We start from the raw sequence: 24,473 nt of genomic DNA on the forward strand, positions 1-24,473 counted from the left end.
AAACCAGTTATTATTTTTAACGCCGCTCAGTTAAGCATATTAAGCTACTTGAGCCAAGTGAGGCTCTGAGCTAGATGAATAGGGTTATACATAATTAAAGACAATAAGCTCAAAGCACGCTGCTCTGTTATTGCAGTTCCGTCACAAACTCAGCAGCAATATCTTTATTGTAATAAGCCATACCCAATAAATTGAGGTAATCCATACGATCAGCCTTCATTAAGTCTATTGCCGGTACAGCTAAACCCGCAGAATCGTACAGTGAAGTAATAAAGGCCATATAGCCCTCACCCTCTTTAGTCATCAACAAGCTAGCGGCACCTACATCGGGTTTAACTGCAGCGTTGAGTTCAGCAGGGAGTTTAACCGCCAATACTACCGGCGTTTCTTCGCCCGCAAAGCGCACTGCGCGGTTTTTAACCGCCTGCTCAGCCCAGTAATAGGCCAGCTCTTTACTCTGAGTTAAAAATACCGGCTCTATGGTTTCGGTATAAGCGTTACCTATTGTTGCCATGGTTTGCTTAGCTGCCTGTTTAATCGCCTTATCGCCAGAGCGATTTAGGCCCTTGCTTAAAATAGATTCAAGCAAGGCCGACGAGGTGCCGTGGTACCAGGTATCAGCAACGGCAAAACCGTTTTCGGTTAAGAGTTTTTTGGCGTCTTGTAAAGATTCGGGGGCTGGCATGAAATAAATCCCTATGGGCTCCCACTATTGTGAGAGCAAAAATATATAGATTCCCGCCTTCGCGAGAATGACAAACGAATACAGGCTCTAAGCCTGTTAAAAGCATAATAGTGTATCAGCAACAAAAAAGGCGACCCTAGGGCCGCCTTTCTTTGCCAGCGACTAAAAACTAGCCACTAGCGACTCACCACCCCTTAACCAAACTGGTTAGAGGTGTTCTTTTCACCAGCAGCTTTAAGCGCGTTTTCACCGGCAAAGTATTCTTTGTGATCGTCACCAATGTCAGAACCCGACATGTTTTGGTGCTTAACACAGGCTATGCCTTGGCGAATTTCTTTACGCTGTACGCCAGCTACATAGCCTAACATGCCTTGCTCACCGAAGTACTCTTTAGCCAAGTTGTCAGTAGACAATGCAGCCGTGTGGTAAGTCGGTAAGGTAATCAAGTGGTGGAATACGTTCGCTTCACGGGCGGTATCCGCCTGGAAGGTTCTGATACGAGCATCAGCGGCTGCTGACAACTCAGAGTCATCGTATTCAGCCGACATCAAGTTAGCGCGATCGTAAGCAGAAACGTCTTTACCTTCAGCTACCCATGCATCGTAAGTTTGCTGGCGGAAGTTCAACGTCCAGTTAAACGATGGTGAGTTGTTGTAAACCAACTTGGCATCAGGGTGTACTTTACGCACCTCATCCATCATGCCTTTGATTTCGTGCACAGTAGGCACCGCTGTTTCTATCCACAACATGTCGGCACCGGCATTGATTGCTTCTATACAATCGAATACGCAACGCTCGTGGCCAGTACCTTGACGGAATTGGTATAAACCAGAAGGTAAACGCTTAGGACGTACCAGCTTGCCATTGCGGCTGATTAATACGTCGCCCTCGGCAGTATCTTCAGGGGCAACGACTTCAACGTCTAGGAAAGAGTTGTAGACATCACCTTGGTCGCCCGGCTCTTTAACTACCGCGATTTCTTTGGTTAGGCCAGCACCTTCAGAGTCGGTACGTGCAACAATAACACCGTCATCTACACCTAACTCTAGGAAGGCGTAACGCAATGCGCGGATTTTGGCGTGGAAGTCTGCGTGAGGCACTGTCACTTTACCGTCTTGGTGGCCACACTGCTTTTCGTCAGCTACTTGGTTTTCAATTTGTAAACAGCAAGCACCGGCTTCAATCATTTGCTTAGCCATTAGGTAGGTCGCTTCGGCGTTACCAAAACCGGCGTCTATATCAGCAACAATAGGTACTACATGGGTTTCGTGGTTGTCGATTTTATCTTGTATTTCAGCTTCTTTAGTTTTGTCACCCGCTTCACGCGCCGCGTCCAACTCGCGGAACAAGCCACCTAATTCACGAGCATCAGCTTGACGCAAAAAGGTGTATAGCTCTTCAACCAAAGAGGCTACCGCTGTTTTCTCGTGCATAGACTGGTCAGGTAATGGACCAAACTCAGAACGCAAAGCAGCAACCATCCAACCAGAAAGGTACAAGTAGCGGCGCTCGGTGCTACCAAAATGCTTCTTAATAGAAATCAGTTTTTGTTGGCCGATAAAACCGTGCCAGCAACCTAGCGACTGAGTGTACTTAGTCTTGTCTTTGTCAAACTCAGCCATATCGCGACGCATAACACCCGCGGTATAACGAGCAACATCTAGACCCGTTTTAAATTTGTTTTGCGCACGCATGCGAGCGGCTGATTCAGGGTTAATGGCATCCCATGGGCTGCCGGCGGCCTCTTTAAGAGCGGCTATGGCTTGGATGTCTTGATTAATAGCTGACATGTGACTTCCTTACTGATTACTGACTGATTGGTAGATTAGGTCATCCAAAAGAGACCTTAGCTAAAGCGTAGACAAAGTCTATCTGAGCATGAGATGATTTAGCTAATTTATAGTTTTTATATCCGGTATTTTTTCAATGAATATATCTCGCATAGACCTCAACCTACTCGTTTACCTAGATGTGCTACTGCGCCAGCGCAATGTCACCAAGGCTGCCAACCAATTAGGCATTAGCCAACCAGCCATGAGTAACGGCCTGAGGCGGTTACGGGATTTATTTGGCGACCCTCTATTAGTGCGCACCAGCGAGGGTATGATGCCCACCGAACGCGCGCAGGAGCTACAACCCGTGGTGCGCAATATGCTGGCCAGCGTAGAAAAAGCAGTACAGCCCACCGCCGAATTTGATGCCAAAAACAGCGACCGCGTGTTTCGCATTATGGCCAGCGACTATACCGAATCCACTTTAACCATCCCCCTACTCAAACACCTGCGCGCGCAGGCCCCCAATATACGCCTGGATATTATGACGCCCAGTGATGTGACCTATGAGGATGTAGAGCAGGGCAAAGTGGACATGGTCATCAACCGTTTTGACGACATCCCGCAATCCTTTCACCAAACCACCGTATGGCATGATGGCTTCTCCTGCCTGTTTAGCCGCGACAACCCCGTAGCGCAAAACTTCAACCTGGACAGCTACTTAGAGTCACAGCATGTGTGGGTTAGCAAAACCGGCATGGGCACAGGGGTAGGGGTAAACCCCAGCGATGTGCAGCGCCTGGGCTGGGTAGATAACGAGCTGGGCAAGCTGGGTAAAACCCGCAACATCACGGTTTTTACCCGCCACTATTTGTCCGCCATGCAAATGGCCGAACAAAAAGACCTGATCGTTACCGTACCCAGCAAGGCCGCACTCTCACAACGAGATAACCCCAAGCTGCTGATCAAACCCGCCCCCTTCCCCATCCAGCCCCTAGAGCTAAAAATGGCTTGGAGCCCCTTGCTACAAAGCAACCCCGGCCACCAGTGGATGCGCCGCTTGATTAAGAGCGTGGCCGAAGAGATAGAAAGCGGTAACTAAACCGGCTTATTCACAAGCCTTATAGCGAACATAACAACTATTAATTAGATTTATCATGGTGCCCTACATAGAATGAGGAAACAGACTATTTCCTCACTCCATTCGCTTAGATGTTTAGGGCTTTACCATGGCAACGCGCATTCAACAGGGCGGCTTACAAGTCGACAGCACACTACACACGCTAATCAATCAGCAAATTATTCCCGGCACCGGCGTAGACGCCGATCATTTTTGGCAAAGTTTTGAAGCCATACTCAACGACCTAACCCCCAAAAATAAAGCCCTGTTAGAAAAACGCGCCCAGCTGCAACAGCAAATCAACCAATGGCATAAAGCCAGGCTAGGGCAAACACTCAATTTCGCCGAATACAAAAGCTTTTTAGCAGAGATAGGCTACCTAGTCCCCGTAGGCGAAGACTTTAGCATTAGCACTCAAAATATAGAGCCAGAAATTGCCGAGCAAGCGGGGCCACAACTAGTAGTGCCTATTATGAATGCGCGCTTTGCCCTCAACGCCGCCAACGCTAGATGGGGCAGCCTATACGATGCACTCTATGGCACTGACGTTATCCCCGACGAAGGCGAATTAGCTAAGACCAGCAGCTTCAATGCCCTGCGTGCCGATGAAGTACGCCGCCTAGCAAAAGAGTTTTTGGACAGCGCGGCGCCCTTAAACGGTGCCTCGCACAAAGATGCCGCCGATTACAGCATCAATAACGGCAAGCTCAATGTGCGACTTAAAGATGGCGAAACCGTCACCCTAGTCGACAACTCACAGCTGCAGGGCTATCAAGGCGAAGCCAACAAGCCCGACATCGTGCTACTCAAACACAATAACCTGCACTTTGAGATAGAAATAGACCAAAAGCTGTCTCGCAGTGTTGATGCCGCCGGTGTTATAGACGTCAATTTAGAAGCTGCTCTTTCCACCATTATGGATTGCGAAGACTCCGTTGCCGCAGTAGATGGTGAAGATAAAGCGCTAGCCTATAGCAACTGGCTGGGTCTAATGAAAGGCGACTTAGCCGTTACCATTAAAAAAGGCCAGCAGGAGTCCGTGCGCCGCCTTAACCCCGACCGCAGCTACACCAGCCCTAAGGGCAAAAAGCTTAAATTAAAAGGTCGCAGCCTGCTGTTTATACGCAATGTTGGCCACCTAATGACTACCCCCGCAATTTTAGATAGCCAGGGCCATGAAATACCCGAAGGCATAATGGATGGCATGGTCACCTCACTGATTGCCATACACGATTTAAAAGGCAACGGCCCCCTACAAAACAGCCGCGCCAACAGTATTAATATTGTTAAACCCAAAATGCACGGCCCAGAAGAAGTGGCTTTTACTAACGAATTATTTGCCCGCATAGAAGACGCCCTTGGGCTAACGCGCAACACCATTAAAGTGGGCATTATGGATGAAGAGCGCCGCACTTCAGTTAACCTTAAAGAATGCATACGCGCTGCTAAAGAGCGGGTGGTATTTATCAACACCGGCTTTTTAGATCGCACCGGTGACGAAATACACACCAGCATGGAGGCCGGCCCCATGGTGCCCAAGGCCGATATGAAAGCGCAAAAATGGATTAGCGCCTACGAAGACTCCAATGTGGATATAGGCCTAGCCTGTGGCCTACAAGGCAAATCACAAATTGGCAAAGGCATGTGGGCCGAGCCCGACAGCATGGCCAAAATGATGCAGGCCAAAATTGCCCACCCCATGTCAGGAGCCAACACAGCTTGGGTACCCTCACCCACCGCCGCCACCCTGCACGCCATGCACTACCACCAAGTAGATGTACAAAGCCAGCAGCAACAAATCAAACAACGCACTGCTGCCAACGTAGACGATATTTTAACAATTCCTTTATTAGGTGATCGCAAACTTAGCGACGCCGAAATACAAAGAGAGCTGGATAACAACGCCCAAGGCATTTTAGGCTATGTAGTGCGCTGGGTAGACCAAGGGGTAGGCTGTTCAAAAGTACCTGATATAAACAACGTAGGCTTAATGGAAGACCGCGCCACTCTGCGTATTTCCAGCCAGCATATCGCCAACTGGTTACACCATGGCATATGCAGCCAAGAGCAAGTGATGGCAACGCTAAAACGTATGGCCGCCATAGTAGACAGCCAAAATGCTGGCGACCCAGCCTATATTAATATGGCCCCCAACTTTGACGGCATCGCCTTTCAAGCGGCCTGCGATTTAGTGTTTAAAGGCTGCGAACAACCCAGCGGCTATACCGAGCCGGTATTACACGCTAAGCGTTTGGCGCTAAAAGCTGCCGCCAACACTTAAGCACAATTAGCAAACACCATGCCCTGCCTAAAACATTTAGGCAGGGCATTTTTTTAGGGCTGCAATAAAGACAGCGCCATGGGAGCCACGCTAATCGCTGCTGTGCCTTGGCCATGGCTACGCCCAACAGGATGACCCGCTGCCTTGTCTACAGAGGTGCTGTGTAAAGTGGCGTCGTCTAAAACTGGCTTGTTCAACGCGGTATTGTTCAACGCGGCATTATTCAGTTCAACCTCTTCAACAGCAGCCACTCTCTCACCCAGACCTGTGGGGCTAGCAACCAGCTGCTGACTGGGCTCACCCAGCCACACACTCACCGGTAAGCCCGCATCCTTTTGGCTATAATCGCAAACCCCCTCGGGGAATACGCGCTCTAATTGCGCCTGTAAGGGCTGCATATTAATTCGGCCATAAACACCTGCCGCCATGGCCTGTGCCACGGGTTGCAACTGGCACTTAAACACATCCCCAGCGATGCTATCGCCCGCCACCTCGCGCGAGGTTTTATAGCGCGGGTATACTTGGCTGCAAGCACCATCCGGCTGCTGATTCCAATCGCCATTCCACACATCTTCACCCTCTGCCAACAACTGCCCGGCAGCATTAAAACAGGCATCCTGTGCCGCCGCTGGCTTATTCGCTGCGATGGTTTTGTCGGGGTGTAGACGCTGATTTTGCAACCACTGATCCAGCAAGCTTAAAGCCTCGACTATAGGAATATGCGGCTTTTCCGTCATCCATATCAACTGGTTATCCGCATGACCCTGGCCTTTCAGCATACGCACACGGCTGGCAAACGAGGCCGTGCTGTGATGCATGTCTAACTCATCTTCCAAATAGTGGCGTAAATCAATAATGGGGATATCGGCATAGCCCAAAAACACATGGCCAGAGCGATAAGCTCCGTGCATAGCGGCTAAGCTGCCTCGCGTTCTAGCAGCAGGTTTGGCTCCCTCACTGAGCAGCATATTGTGGTGGCTCCACTGGGAAAAATCGACGGGCAAAACCTTACCCAGCATTAACCAATACTTCTCTTGCTCCATTTCATGAAAGGGTTTCCAACCGCCTACATGGCTGTTTATGTTTAAAAATAACTCAGGGCTAATATCACCGTTACGCAAAGCCTGTAAACCATACTGCACCCCCACATTATCCCAGGTGCTATTGGCATAGCCGTGCTCATCCACACCATAAAACTGCTTGAGATCATCCCAATGGGTCCAGTGTTCGTTATCGGCAATACGGCGGCGGTATTTTTTAGAAAAATGAATAAAGTTGGGGTTGTGTACTACCGGGGTTAAACCGCGCCAACCCTGCACACATTCGCTGGAGCCTTTACTAATCTTAGGCAGCTCACCATTTAATAATGCTGCCGCATAGGAAAGAAAGGCAAACTCATTGTCCGCCTCTTCCTGGGCATTAACACCTTCTATTAAGCTGCGTTTTTTCCAACTGCGCCACAGTGGGTTGGCGGCGTCGGTAACATCAAAATAATACTCCAAGGGCTCGCAATCCATCACATAAGTAGTTTGCGTTACCATGTCGGGGTAGGAGTACAAAGCAATAGCGGCATCTAATAGTTCGGGATTATTTTGCGCAAATAAATACTGCTGTATAGCACCACCGGAACCACCTATACCCACGGTATACAGAGGCTCGCCATATAAGCTTTGAAACTGTTTTTTGACCCGCAGCGCGGTATCTTCTGCCAACCAAATATTGTAGTGATTACTGGTTTGATTAGCAGTGGAATAAACCACTGCATAGCCCTGCTTAATGGCCTCGTAGCGGCGTTCCAGCAAATCTGCGGATTTAATATTGCCCTGCCGTTTGCCTATACCCACGCCGCCGCGAAACTGATAAATCAGGCGCTGATTCCAATTTTCCACACTGGGCTCAGCCAGGCTACCAGCACCTTTTAATACCGCTAGGCCATAAAAATAACGGTTAATCGTGCCGGTTTCTAAGCGCACTATAAAATCTATCTCGCGGCCGTTAACTGTAATTTTGGCAATATCATTATTTGCCTCAGCTAGCGGATAAAATTTCGCTGTGCCTAGTCGATTATAAAAATAACTGGCCTGAGTAAGGTGGGAACAATCTTTGCTGTAACCAATTATTTCTTCACTCAGTCCTTTATCACCATCACCGCCATACACCGGCACCCCCAGCCTATGCTGATTATCTATCATAGGCTGCAGGCTATGGACTTTATTGCGGCCACATAAAAAAGGGTAGCGGTTAGCACCGGCAAATAAGGGCTGCACGGGGCCAGTGCTACCTAAGCTAATAGGGAATGAAAAAGTTTCGTTGGGGCGGCTGCTATACCTGGGGTGCAGCCCGCTATAAGCTGCAGGAGTAGAAAGCTCATCCGCCATGGCCGGCATGCCCACAACATATTGTTTGGTTTGTTCGGGCATAGGCCTAACCTGCGCCAACACGTACAAAACCGCCCCCAAAGATAATAAAAAAAGTCCGGTAAATAAAACGGCGCAATATTTAAGTAACTTTTTCATTATCAATCACCTCGTAGACATACCACTACAGCACATAGGCCTTGCTAACCTAGGGGATTGTTATTGTTATACCAAAAGATGCTTTGCAAAAAGCTATTAACAATAGCCGCTAATAAAAACCTGACTTACTTAGAGTATATACAAGGAATTAGACCGCAGCGTTTTATAAATCAACACAATGCCGACGGCAATCGCCAACGGTTAGTGGCCACTTCTTTTACAGAGGAGAATTATCGAAAAAAGCCGTACTGAAACAGCACGGCTATAGGTAGTTTTTACAGAGAAAAAATATTAAAAAAATTTATTTATGGTGAATCGGTCTAATAACAGCAGGCCCCAAACAAGAGCCGACACAGTCGCCCAGCTATTTTAAGCCCAGTACATCTTGCATATCGTATAAACCGGCCGGTTGCGCAGCCAACCACACCGCAGCACGGGCTGCACCGCGGGCAAAGCTCATACGCGAGCTAGCCTTGTGGGTGATTTCTACTCGCTCACCGTCGGCTAAAAACATCACCGTGTGATCACCTACCACATCGCCGCCGCGCACAGTAGCAAAAGCGATTTCATCTTTACTGCGCGGCCCTACCTGCCCTTCGCGGGCGTACACGGCCACATCTTTAAGCTTTTGCCCCAAGCCAGTGGCTACTGCCTCACCCATGCTCAGCGCCGTGCCTGAAGGAGCGTCGACTTTGTGGCGGTGATGGGCTTCAACAATTTCTACATCGTAATCGTGACCCAAGATTTGTGCCGCCATATTCAGCAGCTTAAAGGTCACGTTAACGCCAGTACTGAAATTAGAGGCCATGCAAATCGCAGTCTGCCCAGCGGCCTGCTGAATAGCCGTCAGCTCCTGCTCAGTGCAGCCTGTGGTGCCTATAACCAGCTGCTTACCCGCTGCCGCACAGGCCTGCGCGTTGGCCACAGTGGCCGCCGGCGTGGTGAAATCTATCAGCACATCAAAGTCATCTAGCACGGCGTTAATATCGCCGGCTATGGCCACATCCAGCTTACCCAAGCCCGCTATCTCGCCAGCATCTGCCCCTACCAAAGAGCTATCGGGACGAACTATGGCAGCGCTTAGTTTGGCGCCCTCGGCTAAGTGCGCAGCCTCTATCAAGGCCTTACCCATACGCCCAGCGGCACCGGTTACTGCGATTCTTACTGTCATTATTGTTTACTCGTGAAATCAGTCGCTAGTCGCTAGCTTCTAGAAACTAGCGACTAGGAACTATATTTTCATATCGTCAAAAAAGTTTTTAACACCTTCAAACCAAGACTTTTTCAAAGGCGACTGATCGCCATTGCCGTCCTCAAAGGTTTGCTGTAGTTCTTTCAACAGCTCTTTTTGTTTTTTGGTTAGGTTTACCGGTGTTTCTACCGATACCCTACACAACAAATCACCGGTAGAGCCGCCGCGTACTGGGGTTACACCCTTACCACGCAGGCGAAATAGTTTGCCCGTTTGTGTTTCGGATGGAATTTTTAATTTAACGCGGCCATCCAAAGTAGGCACTTCTAACTCGCCACCTAAAGCGGCATCGACTATGGAAATAGGCACTTCACAATATAAATGCTTGCCATCGCGCTCAAAAATTTTGTGCGGGCGTACATTCATTTGCACATATAAATCGCCACTGGGGCCACCATCGGGGCTGGCCTCACCTTCGCCTGATAAACGTATACGGTCACCGGTATCTACACCGGGCGGAACTTTAACCGATAGGGTTTTGGTTTCTTCAACCCTGCCCTGGCCATAGCAGCTGCTACAGGGGTCAGAAATCATTTTGCCCTTACCACGGCAGTTGGGGCAGGTTTGCTGCACCGAGAAAAAGCCCTGTTGCATGCGCACCTGGCCAGCACCGCCACAGGTGGTACAACTTACTGGCGTACTGCCTTTTTTGGCACCGCTACCATCACAGGGCTTACAAGCAACTAGAGTAGGAATACGAATTTTAGTGGTAGTACCTTTAACGGCCTCCTCTAAATCTATCTCTAGGTTGTAGCGTAAATCAGAGCCCGGCTGCGGTCCACGATGCCTGCCACCGCCTCCGCCGCCACCAAAGATATCACCAAACACATCGCCAAAAATATCGCTGAAATTACCGGCACCGCCGCCACCAAAACCACCACCGGCGCTACCATCAACACCAGCATGGCCGTACTGATCGTAAGCCGCACGTTTTTGGCTATCAGAAAGAATCTCATAAGCCTCGCTGGCTTCTTTGAATTTTTCTTCAGAGGCTTTGTCATCGGGGTTACGGTCGGGATGGTGCTTCATAGCTACCCGGCGATAAGCTTTTTTTAGATCCTTCTCGGAAACATCCTTGCTAACCCCTAAAATTTCATAATAATCGCGTTTTGACATGGTTGCTCAACTTCTGTGTTCTTTAGATACAGCAAACGCGGATACAGGATCCGCGTTAATAATTAGATAGGAAGTAGTTGCTAGTACCTAGCCTCTAGAGACTAAGAACTAGCGCACTAGTGACTGACGACTTATTTATCGTCTTTCACTTCCTCAAACTCGGCATCCATTACGTCATCAGCAGGCTCGGCTTGCTCAGCACCGGCACCGGCGTCACCGCCAGCGGCTTGTGCTTTGGCTTGCTCTTCGGCGTATAGCTTTTGAGCTAATGAGCTAGAAGCTTCGGTTAGCTTTTGTGTTGCAGCTTCCATCGCTTCTTTGTCATCGCCGCTGACCACTTCTTCAGCACCTTTGATGGCCTCTTCTATGGCTGACTTTTCAGCGGCATCTGCTTTATCACCCGCTTCTTCTAAGGTTTTCTTAGTGGCGTGGATTAAACCTTCCAAGGTGTTGCGAGCAGTTACTACTTCCTCAAACTTTTTATCGGCTTCGGCATTAGCTTCCGCGTCGCGTACCATGTTTTCGATTTCGTCATCCGACAAGCCACTAGACGCGGTAATGCGTATAGATTGCTCTTTGCCGGTAGCCTTGTCTTTAGCGCCTACGTGTAAAATACCGTTGGCATCTATGTCGAAGGTTACTTCGATTTGTGGCATACCCCGTGGTGCAGGTGGGATATCGGCCAAGTCAAAACGACCCAATGATTTGTTTTGTGCCGCTTGCTTACGCTCACCTTGCACTACGTGTATGGTTACCGCTGACTGGTTATCTTCGGCAGTAGAGAAAGTCTGCGACTTCTTAGTAGGAATCGTGGTGTTCTTCTCTATCAAAGTAGTGGCCACGCCGCCCATGGTTTCTATACCTAGACTTAATGGGGTTACGTCTAGCAACAATACGTCTTTAACATCACCGCTTAATACCGCACCTTGAATCGCAGCACCCATGGCTACCGCTTCATCAGGGTTTACATCTTTACGTGGTGCCTTGCCGAAAAACTCTGCCACTTTAGCTTGTACTAAAGGCATACGGGTTTGACCGCCCACTAAAATGATGTCGTCAATTTCAGAGGTTGATAAATCAGCATCGGCTAAGGCTTGCTTAACAGGCTTCAGCGAGTTAACTACCAAGTCTTCAACCAGTGACTCTAACTTAGCGCGAGTTAGCTTAACCACTAAGTGTTTAGGGCCAGTGGCATCAGCAGTAATATAAGGCAAGTTCACTTCAGTTTGTTGGCTAGAAGACAACTCGATTTTCGCTTTTTCAGCAGCTTCTTTTAAACGCTGTAGCGCTAGCGGATCGTTGTGTAAATCTATGCCTTGCTCTTTCTTAAACTCAGCAGCCAAATATTCAATTAAACGTAAGTCGAAATCTTCACCACCTAGGAAAGTGTCACCGTTGGTAGAAAGCACTTCAAACTGGTGCTCGCCGTCTACTTCAGCAATTTCGATAATAGAAATATCGAAGGTACCACCACCCAAGTCGTATACCGCAATTGTGTGGTCGCCCTTAGTTTGGTCCATACCATAAGCGAGTGCCGCAGCAGTAGGCTCGTTGATAATACGCTTAACTTCTAGGCCAGCGATTTTACCCGCGTCTTTAGTCGCTTGACGTTGTGAGTCGTTAAAGTAAGCCGGTACAGTAACTACCGCTTCGGTCACTGCTTCGCCTAAATATTCTTCAGCGGTCTTTTTCATCTTTTTCAAGACTTCAGCAGACACCTGAGGGGGAGCCATTTTTTCGCCATTAACTTCTACCCAAGCATCGCCATTGTCGGCAGCTGAGATTTTGTAAGGCACCATGGAAATGTCTTTTTGTACTACGTCGTCTTTAAACTTGCGGCCGATTAAACGCTTAACCGCAAATAAAGTGTTGTTGGGGTTGGTGACAGCCTGACGCTTAGCGCTTTGGCCGACTAAAATTTCACCGTCAGCTGTATAGGCCACGATGGAAGGCGTAGTGCGATCGCCTTCAGCGTTTTCAATTACTTTGGCTTTACCATTCTCTAGTATAGAAACACAAGAGTTGGTTGTACCCAAGTCAATACCAATTATCTTACCCATTGTCATACTCCATCGTTCAATTCATGTCAGCCTGCCCAGAAGGGTAAGCCTTTACTATTCAGTTGTTACCTATATTGGCGCGTTTATAGGCTTTTCAAGGGCCGCGGCCATTTATTTTCTGTTACTTATTGCGCTATTAGGCCTGCTCGTCCACCGAGGTGCTGGCGGCTTTAGACACCATAACCATAGCCGGGCGCAACAAGCGGCCGTTTAGGGTATAGCCTTTTTGCATCACATGGATGACGGTATTGGGCTCTACATCGGGGTTTTCAACCATGGACATAGCTTGGTGTAATTGTGGATCAAAAGGCTCACCACTAGGGTCTACCTGCTCAACCTTGAATTTCTCTAGGGCAGCAATCAGTGACTTCTGAGTAAGCTCCACCCCTTCCAATAAGGGCTTTAAGGCTTCGTTTTCTTGGTCGGCGGCATCGATAGCACGCTCTAGGTTGTCGCTAACTACCAATAGCTCACTGGCAAATTTCTCTAGCGCAAATTTGCGGGCCTTATCCACCTCGGCTTCGGCGCGACGCTGGGTGTTTTGGGCATCAGCCACAGTGCGCAGGGCCTGCTCTTTGGTATCGGCCAACTCTTGTTGGGCGGCTTCCAGCTGCGCCTTCAGGCTATCAACTTCGCTCAATTCAGCCGCAGGCTCTGTGGCCTCTGGCTCAACAGCATCCACCACCGCTTCGGGCTCTGGGTTAGCTGAGTCTACTTCGGGGTTTGTTTGATCGTCTTTTGACACTGCGTACTCTCTCCAATTACCGCTTCTATTATGGCTACAAAAAAGCAGCTTCAGCACCGCCTTTTTACCTATTGTGCTCAGATATGGGGGCTGCCACAGCCATATCAAGGCCTAGGCCATAAAAAATAAATGCTTATTTATCAGGCAGTTAGCACAAGACCCCAGATTCACAAACTAGGCGGCAAAGCCGTTGCAAATTAAAACTAGACAAAACACTGTATAAATAACCATAATACTGTGCATAACAACAGTATTCGCAAACCCAACCAATAAGAGATAACCAGCATGCTCAGCCATTTGAATATTGATAACTTTGCTATTGCCTCTCATTTAGACATGGAGTTTCACGGCGGTATGACCGTGATCACCGGCGAAACCGGCGCCGGTAAATCCATTATGCTGGGGGCGCTAGGGCTGGCCTTGGGCGACCGCGCCGATGCCGCCATAGTCAGGCACGGCGCTGACCGCACCGATATACATGCCACCTTTGATATAAGCAACATCCCTGAGGCCCAGCAATGGCTGGCCAGCCGTGAACTTAGCGCTGGCCACGAATGCATGCTGCGCCGCGTTGTCACCAAAGAGGGCCGCTCGCGAGGCTTTATTAATGGCAGCCCCGCCACCCTCAACGACTTAAAAACCCTGGGCAATATGCTGATCGACATACACAGCCAGCACGCCCATCAATCCCTGCTAAAAAAAGAGCAGCAACGCCGCTTATTAGATGAGTTTGCCAACACTCAAAGCCTAGTAGACGACATCAAAAACACAGTCGCCGACTACAGCCAGCTGGCACAGCGCCTAGCCACCCTAGAGGCCAACCACAGTGAGCAAACCGCCAGAGCACAACTGTTGGGCTACCAAGTCGAAGAGCTAGACCAACTGGCCTTGGCTGAAGGTGAACTAGAGCAGCTAGAAGCCGAACAAAAACAAAGAGCCAATGCCGAGTCCATCTTACAGTCCTGCCATCACGCCCTAGCCCTATGCCAAGAAGGCGAACTTAACGTCAGCAATATACTCAACCAAGCCATACGCTCGCTGGCCAATATCCCCGCCAAAACCAAAGGTCTGGAAGAGGCCGAGCAACTGTTAAACAGCGCCCTGATACAGGCCGAAGAAGCCAGCCATGAAATTGCCGCCCATATAGACAATTTTGAGGTAGACCCCGAACGCCTGTTATATGTAGAGCAACGCCTCAACCTGGTGTTTGAAATTGCTCGCAAACATCGCATAGATGCCAGCCAACTCAGCGAGCTACACCAGCAGTTACAAAGCGAGCTCAACAGTATAGCCGGCAGCGATGAAGAAATAGACCAGCTACACCAGCAAACCACAGAGCTGCGCCAGCGCTACCAACAGCTGGCAAGTAAGCTCAGCAAAAAGCGCCGCAGCGCCGCCCAAAAATTAGAGAAACAGGTAGAGGCACAACTTAAAACCCTAGCCATGAGCAACTGCCGCTTTAGCATAGAGCTAGCCGCCAGACAGGGCGAAGAGCCACACCCACAAGGCTTGGAAGACATACATTTTTTAATTAGCACCAACCCCGGCCAGCCTGCCCAACCACTGGCACGCACCGCCTCGGGAGGCGAGCTTTCACGCATTAGCCTGGCCATACAAGTGGTGACCGCGCAAACCAGCGCCATACCCACCATGGTCTTTGACGAGGTAGACGTAGGCATAGGCGGCGCCACGGCCGAAGTAGTAGGCAACCTGCTACAGCAGCTGGGCGAAAAAGGTCAGGTACTGTGCGTTACCCACCAACCGCAAGTTGCCTCCAAGGGCCACCAGCATTTATACGTGAGCAAACAAAGCTCGAAAAAATCCGTCACCACCCAGCTAAAACAGCTGGCGCCAGAAGATAAGATAGAAGAAATTGCCCGCATGTTAGGGGGCATAGATATTACCGAGCAATCCATTGCGCATGCCAAACAGATGTTGGCGGTGCATTAACAGTCTTTAGACTGCAGTTCCTAGCCTCTAGTGCGAAGTCGCTAGCTTAAAGACTAGGAACTAGTGGCTATAAACTAGCGACTATTTTTCCTTCGGTTTTACATACAAAACAAGACTATGATCAACAATCTCATAGCCCATTTCGTCGGCTATTTCGTGCTGGCGCTTTTCTATTGTAGGGTCACAAAATTCCAGTACTTGGCCGCTGTCTAGGCACACCATGTGGTCGTGGTGGTCACCCTTAGCCATCTCAAATACCGAATGGCCGCCTTCAAAGTTATGCCTTACCACCAAGCCTGCCGACTCAAATTGGGTGAGCACGCGGTAAACCGTGGCCAGGCCTACGTCTTCACCGCTGTCTAATAATGATTTGTATACATCTTCTGCACTGAGGTGGTGGCTGTCTTGTTCTGCAGCCTCCAATAGCTGCAAAATTTTTACTCTAGGCAAGGTCACTTTTAACCCTGCATTACGTAGTTCCTGATTCTGGGTGGCCATGATGTAGCTGCCTTAGCGTTAATTGCGAGTTTCGGGTATTATCCACAACCTCAAGCAACAGTGGAACCACCCATGACTAAATATCTTTTACCTCTATGCTGCCTATGGCTAAGTTTAGCAGCTTGTACACCCCATAAAATCGCCATAGAGCAAGGCAATATTTTAAAGGCTGATATGCTAAGGCAGTTGGAAATTGGCATGTCTAAAAGCCAGGTTGAGTTTATTTTAGGCACTCCAGTTATTAAAGATAGCTTTAATAACGACCGCTGGGACTATGTGTATATTATGCGCCCCCACAAGCTGCCTGTACGCAAGAAAAACCTAGTGCTGATCTTTAAAGGTGAGCATTTAGCCAGCATGAGCGGCTCGGCACTGAAGTTACTCACCGAGGATGAGCCCGAAGACAACCCCGACGCCGAAACACTTAGCCGCGACGACTAAGCCCGCAGCTTACTAGTACTATTGCCGGGCATTTTTTTGCTCGGCCTTTTCCGCCTTCACTTTTTCAGCACGCGCTTTGCGCACCTCTTTGGGGTCGATTAACAGCGGCCGGTAGATCTCTACCCTATCGCCATCGCGCAAGGTCTGCTGCTGCGGCTTGGCCACCGCCTTGCCAAAAATGCCCAGCTTGGCATCAGCTATAGACAGCCCCGGGAAAAACTGCTCCATGCCCGAGGCCATAGCCCCCTCATACACCGTCGTACCCTCAGCAACCTCTAAGGCAATAATTTTTTGCTTATTGGGTAAGGCATAGGCGACTTCTATGGTGATGGTGGGCGTTACTGACATAGGGCTCTCTTAATTGCTTAGTAATAAATATTGCGGCTTAACCATACAACTGCTGGGCACGTTTGACGATGGCATCCACTAAGTTATTCGCCATAGGCTCAAACATTTTTTTAGCGGCCAGCGATAACACCGCTCCCTTTAATTGAAAGCTCATGCGTAAACTCACCTTACAGGCTTCATCACTTAAAGGCTGCAACAGCCACTCGCCCTGAAAATGGGAGAACGGCCCATCCACTAAGTGCATCACAATTTTATGGGGGTAATGCAGCTCATTGCGAGTGGTAAAACTGTAGCTAAACCCTAGCTTGGCTAAATCCAAACGCGCCTGCATATGGCTGTCACTTTGCGAGATAAGCTCAGCGCCAACACAGCCATCCATAAACTGGGGGTAAGCCGTTACATCGTTAATCAGTTGATAGATTTTATCAACGCTATAGGGCAGCAGCGCACTGCGCTCAATGGAAGTCATTTTAACCTTATTTATCTTAATCGCTAGAAACTAAGCTAGGCCGTCGCTACTAGCCAGCGATAAAGCGGCAGCAGCAAAATCAACAACACAGCAGGGGCGGCAATATAACGTAAAAGCCAATACCAAAGAACAAAAACAACCCCGCTATGCTTGTAAAACTCATCGCGCACCACCTCTAGGCGCATACGCCAGCCTACAAAAATGGCAATTAACAAGCCACCTAACGGCAGGAGAATATTGGCACTGATATAGTCCAGCCAGTTAAAAATGCTCCTATCTAACCAGCGCACATCGCTCCATTCATTAAGCGATAACAGCGCCACTATACCTAGCCCCCAGGCCAACAGCCCCACGGTTAATGCCGCAAACAGGCGCTTAAACTTGCAGCGCTCTACCAACCAAGCCACCGCCGGCTCCATTAGCGCCACCCCCGAGCTCAGCCCCACCAAGGCCACCACTGTAAAAAAGGCACCGCCAAATAGCTCGCCGTGCTCTATATGGCCAAAGGCATAAGGCAAAGCCACAAACATTAAACCGGGGCCAGTGCTGGGCGCTATATTCAAACTAAACACCAAGGGGAATATCGCCAAGCCTGCCAATAGCGCTACGGCCGTATCAATTAACACCACCGCCGATAATAAGCCCGCCACCGAGCGGCCATCGGGCATATAGGCGCCAAAGGCCATCATGGCCCCCAGGCCTATGCTCAAGGTAAAAAAGGCCTGACCCAAGGCCGCCAGCACTATCTCTGGGGTGATGGCCTGCCATTGAAAACTAAATAAAAACTGCTGGGCAGCTGCCATATCCCCCATACGGTTGCTATACAGCACCACTATCACTAACAGCAGCACAAACACTGGCAAAATAATACGCGCCATTCTCGCCATGCCGCGCTCCACACCAGTGGACACCACTAAAACTACCAAGGCCAAAAAGATTGAGTGCCATAAGGCCAACTGCCAAGGGTCGGCCAGTAACTGGTTAAAAGCTTCACCCACCTTAGCCGCCGTTAAGCCCTTAAACTGGCCAGTAAAGATACTATCTATATGAGCAATGCCCAGCCCGGCCATCACACTGTAATAGGACAGTATGCACAGCCCCGCCAAACAACCCAGCCAGCCCATCAACTGCCACCAACTAGAGACAGCGGCCTCACGCGCCAGGTTTTGGCTGGCCGTAATCGGGTTAGCGCGGCCGCGGCTGCCTATCACCACCTCGGCAATCAGCACCGGCAACGACACCAGCACCATAAAAAACAAATACACCACCACAAAGGCCGCGCCACCATTGGCACCAGCCAAGGCAGAAAACTTCCACAAGTTACCCATGCCCACGGCGGCACCAGCGGTGGCTGCCACAAAGGTCCAACGACTGCCCCATACCCCCTGGCTAGATTCCCTTAATAAAGACACTGGCTACACACCTTTTCGCTAAGCACACTGACAAATTGAACACAGCTTACCGTAAAGCCCTTAACTATGGCGATAAACAAGCAGCATTTTTAGGCAGGCTATAATTCCAGCCCCTATTATTGATCCCCCCTATATTCATTGCTCCATGAAATACCTATAATGCCGCCCCATGAACAAAAAGAAACCCAAACACACCAGTAACACCATTGCCCTTAATAAAAAGGCCAAGCACGATTACCATCTCGAAACTAAATTTGAGGCGGGCATCTCGCTGTTGGGCTGGGAAGTAAAAAGTTTAAGGGAAGGCAAAGTTCAAATTGTCGATACTTATGTGCATATGCAAAACGGTGAGGCCCTGCTGATAGGCGCCAACATCACGCCGCTCAATACCGTGTCCACCCATTTTGTGGCCGAGCCCACTCGCACCCGCAAATTGCTGCTTAATAAGCGTGAGCTAGCCAAACTTGCCGAAGCTACCCAGCAAGATGGCCGCACCTGCGTGTGCACCGCCTTGTACTGGAAAAATCACCTGGTCAAAGCAGAAATTTGCATAGCTAAGGGCAAGCAAAAACACGATAAACGCGCCACCGAAAAGGACCGAGACTGGGGCCGAGAGAAACAACGCATAGTGCGCGACAACACCCGCCAGTAACAACGCTTAGCTCTATTTTTATAGGCTTTTTTAAATGCCCTGCGAATTTTAAAGAGGTTTTTTTAGACGTAAACACTCTAACCACGGCATTGCATTTAGGCCTTATAGAGCCCATATTAACTAAGGCACTTTGATGCCAAGACAGATCTCCCTCAGGGAGCATCAACTGGGGTGCGGGCGCATAACCTACGGGTCGCCCCATCCCTGTTCTACTTTTCATATCCCTAACCCCCAACAAGCCCACTATTTAACACCTAACAGTGCTAAATACGCTTTATTTAAATGAAGTAGTAGCCGCAGCCAAACACTAGCACTATAATGGCGGTACTTAAGTGATTTACAGCCGCACTGTAAATCAACAACAGTTTCGGGGCCGATTTGGATTCGACGACGGTTACAAAACTTAAGTGTGCATGTCGTGATGGTAGCCAATCACGTAAATCCAAAGCTGCAAACTATTAGTTGCCAACGACGACAACTACGGTGCTCAACTAGCTGCGTAAGTAGCTTTTTGTTACACCATCTAGGGGCTAGCCCCCTAGCGGTCTTTAGCAAGGTGCCAGTATCGCGCTACTGACTGTCATTCAGAACTGGATCGCTGTGAAGCCTCGCCCGGGGTGGATCTGCTAAATATTAATCGGGATCGCCAACTACGTCCTGCCCGTCGGGCTGTAAGCGGTTAAAACAATTGACGGAATCTAAACATGTAGAGCACTAAGCAGCGGACTGACGGACGCGGGTTCAATTCCCGCCGGCTCCACCAATACAAAACCCTGCCTTCGCAAGAAGGTGGGGTTTTTTATTGGTAGTAACTGCAGGTATTGAGTTATAAGCCCGGGTTCACAAAAATGCAGGACAGCATTTTTGCACAGCCGCAGGCTGCCCACAGGGCGAGGCACATGGATGTGCCGAGTGAATTCCCGCCGGCTCCACCAAATAAAAAGCCTCACCCATTTTTGGGTGGGGCTTTTTTATTTGTGGTGCGGGTGTGGATGCGAACCCGCGTACCGGGTTCACAAAATGCAGGATAGCATTTTTGCACAGCCGCAGGCTGCCCGCAGGGCGAGGCACATGGATGTGCCGAGTGAATTCCCGCCGGCTCCACCAATAAAAAACCCCGCCTTCGCAAGAAGGCGGGGTTTTTTATTGGTAGTAACTGCAGGTATTGAGTTATAAGCCCGGGTTCAAAAAATGGCAGGACAGCCATTTTTGACGACCGTAGGTCGCCCCAGCGGGGTGAGCGCCAAGGATGGCGCGAATCAATTCCCGCCAAGCTATTAATACGCATCATAAAGTTTTTTATTTGCGGTGCAGGTGTGGATGCGAACCCGCGCACCGGGTTCACAAAAATGCATTTGCACAGCCGCAGGCTGCCCGCAGGGCGAGGAACATGGATGTGCCGAGTGAATTCCCGCCGGCTCCACCATCTTGTAAATAGCCCTAATGAGCCCTCACCAGCCATTAGGGCTATTTATTAACCCGCAATTTTACTCTCAGGAAATTAGGGCTGATGCGGTTATTTGCGTACTAACCCACACTCAAACAGCTTCAAAAGTACTCTTTCTTAAGCAACTGTCCTCATACTCCAGTACATCTTCTCGCCGGTACCTAACTTGACCACCAAGTTTCACATAAATCGGGCCTATCCCCCCTGAACGCCAGCGCTCCAGCGTAGCCTCACTCACTTGCCAACGATTACACAGCTCTCTTTACGTAATAAGTGATTGATATTCATTCATATTGATTCTCCAGTATATTCTAGTTGATCAAGTCCCATTTCGGGACTATTATTAACTTTATGAGAATCATTGCCTTGTCGACACTAAAAGCTTTCTGGGAAGAGCGCCCAGAGTACATGGATGCTAAAGAGCCTACGCTTGCTTGGTATCGACACGCCTTAGCAGCTGACTGGAGCGCACCTGCTGATGTTAAGCAGGACTTCAGAAATGCCAGCATCCTTAAAGATGGGCGTGCGGTTTTCAATATTGCGGGCAACAAGTACCGACTAGTCGTGTGGATCAACTACGCCTATCGCGTGGTGTACATCCGATTCATCGGCACCCATGCACAATACGACAAAATTGACGTACAAACTATTTAACTGACCCAAAGGTAGAAACGAGAGGTAAACACTATGGACATCAAACCGATCAAAACTGATACCGACTACCGAGCGGCATTAAAAGAAATTGAAAGCCTGATGATGGCTGGCCCTGACACTCCCGAAGGTGAAAAGCTAGACGTCATGGTCACGCTTATCGAAGCTTATGAGGCCAAGCATTTCCCTATGGAACTGCCTGATCCTGTTGAAGCCATCAAGTTCGAGATGGAGCGCAAAGGGTTAACAGTGAAAGATCTCGAGCCAATGATCGGTAAAAGCAACCGAGTTTATGAGATTCTCAATCACAAGCGCTCGCTCACACTAAAAATGATCTGGAAGCTGCATGAAGGTTTGGGTATTCCGGCTGAATCCTTGATCAAACCACCTCAAGCGCATGCTTAAGAGTGATAGATTTCAAAGCACAGCGGAGATTGACGCTCGGCTCGCAGAGCTTGAGCAGGAGAAAATGCAACTTCTAGCTCTTAGAGATCAACTCCAGCAACCTTCACCGAATACATCAGACTCGCCCCTATATTCGCCAGACCAAAAGATTGCCATATTCAGAGGATTGTTTCGGGGCCGAACCGATATTTTTGCTAACCGCTGGCAAAATAAAAAAGGTCGCAGTGGTTACTCTGTTGCCTGCAACAACGAGTGGGTACAAGGGATCTGTCATAAGCCTCGCATCAAATGTCAGGATTGCAATCACCGTCAGTTCACAGAGTTAAATGACCAGATCATTTATCGCCACTTAGCAGGGCAACAAGTGGCTGGCCTCTACCCTTTAATGCACGATAACACCTGCTACTTTCTTGCGGCCGATTTTGATAAAGGCCAATGGCAAGAAGAAGTGAACGCAATGTCGAGGGCTTGCCATAACTTCGAAATACCGCATACCATTGAAATTTCACGCTCTGGCAAAGGAGCGCACCTTTGGATTTTCTTCAACGAGAAAGTCCCTGCCAAAGAAGCTAGATTATTAGGATTTGGACTACTCGACAAAGCGATGGAGTTTTATCCCAACTTATCGTTTGATTCCTATGATCGCCTTTTCCCCAATCAGGATATTTTACCCGAAGGCGGATTTGGAAATTTAATCGCTCTACCACTCCAAAAGGAAGCGCGATTGTCTGGCAATAGCTCCTTTGTCAATAACGAATTGAATGTCATCCAGGACCAATGGCAACACCTAGCTAATATGGAGTCTATTTCACACAGCAGACTGACAAAGCTACTGACACAGATTTCACCAAACTCAGCGTTATTTAAAGAACAAGAGGTTATAGAGAATTGCCCACCTTGGGAAATGACCGCCAAGGCAAAACCTCATTTATTAGAAAACCCACCAAAAAAGATAAACGTCACTCTCGCAAATCATATTTATTTTGAATTAAGTGAGCTACCAAACGCCTTAGCAGCAAGGTTAAGGCGGCTCGCGAGCTTTTCAAACCCTGTATTCTTCAAAACACAGGCACTACGGTTTTCAACCCATGGTATTCCACGTTTCATTTCCTGCGCTCGAATAGAGCAAGGTTACTTGGCGATACCCCGTGGTTGCTTAGACGAAGCGTTAGAGTTATTAGCCGAGAATCAGATCGAAGTTCAATTAGACGATCAACGTGAAAGTGGTACTAAACTTAAAACCACTAAGTCGCTCGTCAAACTCAGAAAGAATCAACAAGTTGCAGTGCGAGCCATGAGAAAGCACGATGCTGGAATTCTTCACGCTCCAACAGCCTTTGGTAAAACAGTTACCGCTATTGGCATGATTACCAAGCGCAAAGCCAATACGCTAATTTTAGTTCACAGTAGACAATTGCTCGACCAATGGAGAGAACGGTTAAAATCGTTTTTGCCTGATATGGATGTTGGCATCATTGGTGGTGGCAAGAAAAAGCCAACGGGTGTCATCGACATCGCAACCTACCAAAGCCTCATCAATAAAAAAGAAAACACTGTATCGGAGATCGTCCAAGATTATGGGCATGTGATCGTTGATGAGTGCCATCACGTTTCTGCGCCGCGCTTTGAAATGGTGTTAAACGAAGTTAGAGCTAAATATTTACTCGGCTTGACCGCCACACCCGAAAGGCAGGATGGCCACCAGAAAATCATCTTTATGGCGACAGGGCCTATTCGTCACAAGGTTAAAAACACCACAGAAGAAAAATTTGAACAGCAGGTCGTTGTTCATCAGCTCTATGACTCTCCTCCAAAGCAGTTAATCCATTCAGAAGAGCGACCAAAAATCTCTGACGCTTATCGCTGGATCATGGAAAATGATGAACGAACACAGAGAATCATCATCGATGTTCTCGCCTGTATTCAGCAATCTAAACACCCAATAGTGTTAACAGAACGCAGGGGACATGCAGAGACGATCAATGCTTTGCTGCTCGACAAAGAGGTCGACTCGGTCGTTTTAAAAGGCGCAATGCGCGCGTCTGAGCGGAAGGCTGTTGAAGAGCAACTACCTACCGCACAAGTTGTCGTTGCCACTGGCAAATATGTAGGTGAAGGTTTTGATCTGCCAAGACTAGACACGCTGTTCTTAGCCATGCCCATTGCATGGAAAGGCTCTCTGGCTCAGTATGCCGGGCGCATTCACCGAGAATCAGATGGCAAAGAGCGTGTCACCATATACGATTATGTCGATTGCTCGCTCCCTATGTTGCAACGAATGTTCAACAAACGGGAGAAAAGCTATAAGGCAATGGGATATCAAATTTCGTTCAATGGTGAAGCGCCCGAACAAGGCCAATTGTCAACCGAGTTTCTGCTAGCTTCTGACGAATAGGGTTCCCAAGCTCCTGCGTAAGCATAGACCCGCATTGGCTTACTAAAGCGATTGAGGGACTAATTCAGTTCCTATTGTGGGAACCAAACCGGCGCCCCGTCTCACCATTAATACAAAACCCCGCCTTTGCAAGAAGGCGGGGTTTTGTATTAATGGTAGTAACTGCAGGTATTGAGTTAAAAGCCCGGGTTCACAAAAATGCAGGATAGCCATTTTTGACGACCGCAGGTCGCCCCAACGGGATGAGCGCCAAGGATG

Annotated in this window: 20 protein-coding genes and 1 other RNA gene; 9 read left to right on the forward strand and 12 right to left on the reverse strand. The window is 48.9% G+C overall.

The genetic code is table 11. From position 1 onward, the window contains the following. Nucleotides 1-127: 127 nt before the first annotated feature. Complete coding sequence (locus NO559_RS00630; RefSeq protein ID WP_258329829.1) at nucleotides 128-685, reverse strand: hypothetical protein; 558 nt, start codon at nucleotides 683-685, stop codon at nucleotides 128-130. Between the two features lie 194 nt (nucleotides 686-879). Then, complete coding sequence (locus NO559_RS00635) at nucleotides 880-2,475, reverse strand: isocitrate lyase (RefSeq protein ID WP_258329830.1); 1,596 nt, start codon at nucleotides 2,473-2,475, stop codon at nucleotides 880-882. Between the two features lie 136 nt (nucleotides 2,476-2,611). On the opposite strand from NO559_RS00635, the gene NO559_RS00640 reads away from it, so the two are divergent. Further along, nucleotides 2,612-3,559 (forward strand): LysR family transcriptional regulator, encoded by a 948-nt coding sequence (locus tag NO559_RS00640; RefSeq protein ID WP_258329831.1) that lies wholly within the window; start codon nucleotides 2,612-2,614, stop codon nucleotides 3,557-3,559. A 127-nt stretch (nucleotides 3,560-3,686) separates the two neighbouring features. Beyond that, nucleotides 3,687-5,858: a malate synthase G gene (locus tag NO559_RS00645; protein WP_258329832.1), complete on the forward strand. Its 2,172-nt coding sequence runs from the start codon at nucleotides 3,687-3,689 to the stop codon at nucleotides 5,856-5,858. 53 nt (nucleotides 5,859-5,911) lie between these two features. Here the strand turns inward: NO559_RS00645 and NO559_RS00650 are convergent, their stop codons facing one another. The 5 genes from NO559_RS00650 to grpE all read right to left on the reverse strand — a co-directional run bounded on the left by NO559_RS00650 (nucleotide 5,912) and on the right by grpE (nucleotide 13,547). After that, nucleotides 5,912-8,374: a DUF6351 family protein gene (locus NO559_RS00650; RefSeq protein ID WP_258329833.1), complete on the reverse strand. Its 2,463-nt coding sequence runs from the start codon at nucleotides 8,372-8,374 to the stop codon at nucleotides 5,912-5,914. A 364-nt stretch (nucleotides 8,375-8,738) separates the two neighbouring features. Then, nucleotides 8,739-9,545 (reverse strand): 4-hydroxy-tetrahydrodipicolinate reductase, encoded by an 807-nt coding sequence (dapB, locus tag NO559_RS00655; RefSeq protein ID WP_258329834.1) that lies wholly within the window; start codon nucleotides 9,543-9,545, stop codon nucleotides 8,739-8,741. Between the two features lie 60 nt (nucleotides 9,546-9,605). Next, nucleotides 9,606-10,742: a molecular chaperone DnaJ gene (gene dnaJ / locus NO559_RS00660; RefSeq protein ID WP_258329835.1), complete on the reverse strand. Its 1,137-nt coding sequence runs from the start codon at nucleotides 10,740-10,742 to the stop codon at nucleotides 9,606-9,608. A 131-nt stretch (nucleotides 10,743-10,873) separates the two neighbouring features. Next, nucleotides 10,874-12,802, reverse strand: a complete 1,929-nt coding sequence (dnaK, locus tag NO559_RS00665; RefSeq protein ID WP_258329836.1) for a molecular chaperone DnaK — start codon at nucleotides 12,800-12,802, stop codon at nucleotides 10,874-10,876. Between the two features lie 136 nt (nucleotides 12,803-12,938). Next, on the reverse strand, nucleotides 12,939-13,547 hold the full coding sequence (grpE, locus tag NO559_RS00670; RefSeq protein ID WP_258329837.1) for a nucleotide exchange factor GrpE: 609 nt from the start codon (nucleotides 13,545-13,547) through the stop codon (nucleotides 12,939-12,941). Between the two features lie 285 nt (nucleotides 13,548-13,832). Here grpE and recN point away from each other — a divergent pair, with 285 nt between their 5' ends. Next, on the forward strand, nucleotides 13,833-15,497 hold the full coding sequence (gene recN / locus NO559_RS00675; RefSeq protein WP_258329838.1) for a DNA repair protein RecN: 1,665 nt from the start codon (nucleotides 13,833-13,835) through the stop codon (nucleotides 15,495-15,497). An 81-nt stretch (nucleotides 15,498-15,578) separates the two neighbouring features. Here recN and fur read toward each other — a convergent pair whose 3' ends face one another. Further along, a complete protein-coding gene (gene fur / locus NO559_RS00680; protein ID WP_258329839.1) occupies nucleotides 15,579-15,995 on the reverse strand; it encodes a ferric iron uptake transcriptional regulator in 417 nt (138 codons plus the stop codon). Nucleotides 15,996-16,067: 72 nt separating this feature from the next. On the opposite strand from fur, the gene NO559_RS00685 reads away from it, so the two are divergent. Continuing rightward, nucleotides 16,068-16,436, forward strand: coding sequence for an outer membrane protein assembly factor BamE (locus NO559_RS00685; protein WP_258329840.1), 369 nt, complete (start codon nucleotides 16,068-16,070; stop codon nucleotides 16,434-16,436). An 18-nt stretch (nucleotides 16,437-16,454) separates the two neighbouring features. On the opposite strand, the gene NO559_RS00690 is transcribed toward NO559_RS00685, so the two are convergent. The 3 genes from NO559_RS00690 to NO559_RS00700 are packed head-to-tail and all read right to left on the reverse strand — an operon-like array spanning nucleotide 16,455 to nucleotide 18,665. Then, nucleotides 16,455-16,784 (reverse strand): RnfH family protein, encoded by a 330-nt coding sequence (locus NO559_RS00690; protein WP_258329841.1) that lies wholly within the window; start codon nucleotides 16,782-16,784, stop codon nucleotides 16,455-16,457. Between the two features lie 37 nt (nucleotides 16,785-16,821). Beyond that, a complete protein-coding gene (locus NO559_RS00695) occupies nucleotides 16,822-17,253 on the reverse strand; it encodes a type II toxin-antitoxin system RatA family toxin (RefSeq protein ID WP_258329842.1) in 432 nt (143 codons plus the stop codon). 35 nt (nucleotides 17,254-17,288) lie between these two features. Then, the gene (locus tag NO559_RS00700) at nucleotides 17,289-18,665 is read right to left on the reverse strand and encodes a sodium-dependent transporter (RefSeq protein WP_258329843.1); all 1,377 of its coding nucleotides are present in this window, start codon (nucleotides 18,663-18,665) and stop codon (nucleotides 17,289-17,291) included. Between the two features lie 169 nt (nucleotides 18,666-18,834). Between NO559_RS00700 and smpB the strand changes: the two genes are divergently transcribed. Both smpB and ssrA read left to right on the forward strand, forming a co-directional pair. Beyond that, nucleotides 18,835-19,317: an SsrA-binding protein SmpB gene (gene smpB / locus NO559_RS00705; protein ID WP_258329844.1), complete on the forward strand. Its 483-nt coding sequence runs from the start codon at nucleotides 18,835-18,837 to the stop codon at nucleotides 19,315-19,317. Between the two features lie 369 nt (nucleotides 19,318-19,686). Then, nucleotides 19,687-20,080: a transfer-messenger RNA gene (gene ssrA, locus NO559_RS00710) on the forward strand. 775 nt (nucleotides 20,081-20,855) lie between these two features. On the opposite strand, the gene NO559_RS00715 is transcribed toward ssrA, so the two are convergent. Then, a complete protein-coding gene (locus tag NO559_RS00715) occupies nucleotides 20,856-21,002 on the reverse strand; it encodes a helix-turn-helix transcriptional regulator (protein WP_375542729.1) in 147 nt (48 codons plus the stop codon). A gap of 113 nt (nucleotides 21,003-21,115) precedes the next feature. Between NO559_RS00715 and NO559_RS00720 the strand changes: the two genes are divergently transcribed. Genes NO559_RS00720 through NO559_RS00730 form a run of 3 tightly spaced genes read left to right on the forward strand, consistent with a single transcriptional unit; the run spans nucleotide 21,116 to nucleotide 24,215 of the window. Then, the gene (locus NO559_RS00720; RefSeq protein WP_258329845.1) at nucleotides 21,116-21,418 is read left to right on the forward strand and encodes a type II toxin-antitoxin system HigB family toxin; all 303 of its coding nucleotides are present in this window, start codon (nucleotides 21,116-21,118) and stop codon (nucleotides 21,416-21,418) included. Nucleotides 21,419-21,451: 33 nt separating this feature from the next. Further along, nucleotides 21,452-21,820 carry a type II toxin-antitoxin system HigA family antitoxin gene (locus NO559_RS00725; protein WP_258329846.1) on the forward strand — a complete coding sequence of 123 codons (369 nt, stop codon included), beginning with the start codon at nucleotides 21,452-21,454 and terminating at the stop codon, nucleotides 21,818-21,820. Further along, nucleotides 21,813-24,215: a DEAD/DEAH box helicase family protein gene (locus tag NO559_RS00730; protein WP_309149045.1), complete on the forward strand. Its 2,403-nt coding sequence runs from the start codon at nucleotides 21,813-21,815 to the stop codon at nucleotides 24,213-24,215. The genes NO559_RS00725 and NO559_RS00730 overlap by 8 nt, the downstream gene beginning before the upstream one ends. Nucleotides 24,216-24,473 lie beyond the last annotated feature (258 nt).

This window comes from Dasania sp. GY-MA-18, from assembly GCF_024734385.1.
Lineage (GTDB): Bacteria > Pseudomonadota > Gammaproteobacteria > Pseudomonadales > Dasaniaceae > Dasania > Dasania phycosphaerae.

Excerpts from the sequence above, each read along its gene's own strand:
- NO559_RS00630 (WP_258329829.1), bottom strand. The coding sequence starts at position 685 with ATGCCAGCCCCCGAATCTTTACAAGACGCCAAAAAACTCTTAACCGAA.
- NO559_RS00635 (WP_258329830.1), bottom strand. The coding sequence starts at position 2,475 with ATGTCAGCTATTAATCAAGACATCCAAGCCATAGCCGCTCTTAAAGAG.
- NO559_RS00640 (WP_258329831.1), top strand. The coding sequence starts at position 2,612 with ATGAATATATCTCGCATAGACCTCAACCTACTCGTTTACCTAGATGTG.
- NO559_RS00645 (WP_258329832.1), top strand. The coding sequence starts at position 3,687 with ATGGCAACGCGCATTCAACAGGGCGGCTTACAAGTCGACAGCACACTA.
- NO559_RS00650 (WP_258329833.1), bottom strand. The coding sequence starts at position 8,374 with ATGAAAAAGTTACTTAAATATTGCGCCGTTTTATTTACCGGACTTTTT.
- dapB (WP_258329834.1), bottom strand. The coding sequence starts at position 9,545 with ATGACAGTAAGAATCGCAGTAACCGGTGCCGCTGGGCGTATGGGTAAG.
- dnaJ (WP_258329835.1), bottom strand. The coding sequence starts at position 10,742 with ATGTCAAAACGCGATTATTATGAAATTTTAGGGGTTAGCAAGGATGTT.
- dnaK (WP_258329836.1), bottom strand. The coding sequence starts at position 12,802 with ATGGGTAAGATAATTGGTATTGACTTGGGTACAACCAACTCTTGTGTT.
- recN (WP_258329838.1), top strand. The coding sequence starts at position 13,833 with ATGCTCAGCCATTTGAATATTGATAACTTTGCTATTGCCTCTCATTTA.
- fur (WP_258329839.1), bottom strand. The coding sequence starts at position 15,995 with ATGGCCACCCAGAATCAGGAACTACGTAATGCAGGGTTAAAAGTGACC.
- NO559_RS00685 (WP_258329840.1), top strand. The coding sequence starts at position 16,068 with ATGACTAAATATCTTTTACCTCTATGCTGCCTATGGCTAAGTTTAGCA.
- NO559_RS00690 (WP_258329841.1), bottom strand. The coding sequence starts at position 16,784 with ATGTCAGTAACGCCCACCATCACCATAGAAGTCGCCTATGCCTTACCC.
- NO559_RS00695 (WP_258329842.1), bottom strand. The coding sequence starts at position 17,253 with ATGACTTCCATTGAGCGCAGTGCGCTGCTGCCCTATAGCGTTGATAAA.
- smpB (WP_258329844.1), top strand. The coding sequence starts at position 18,835 with ATGAACAAAAAGAAACCCAAACACACCAGTAACACCATTGCCCTTAAT.
- NO559_RS00720 (WP_258329845.1), top strand. The coding sequence starts at position 21,116 with ATGAGAATCATTGCCTTGTCGACACTAAAAGCTTTCTGGGAAGAGCGC.
- NO559_RS00725 (WP_258329846.1), top strand. The coding sequence starts at position 21,452 with ATGGACATCAAACCGATCAAAACTGATACCGACTACCGAGCGGCATTA.
- NO559_RS00730 (WP_309149045.1), top strand. The coding sequence starts at position 21,813 with ATGCTTAAGAGTGATAGATTTCAAAGCACAGCGGAGATTGACGCTCGG.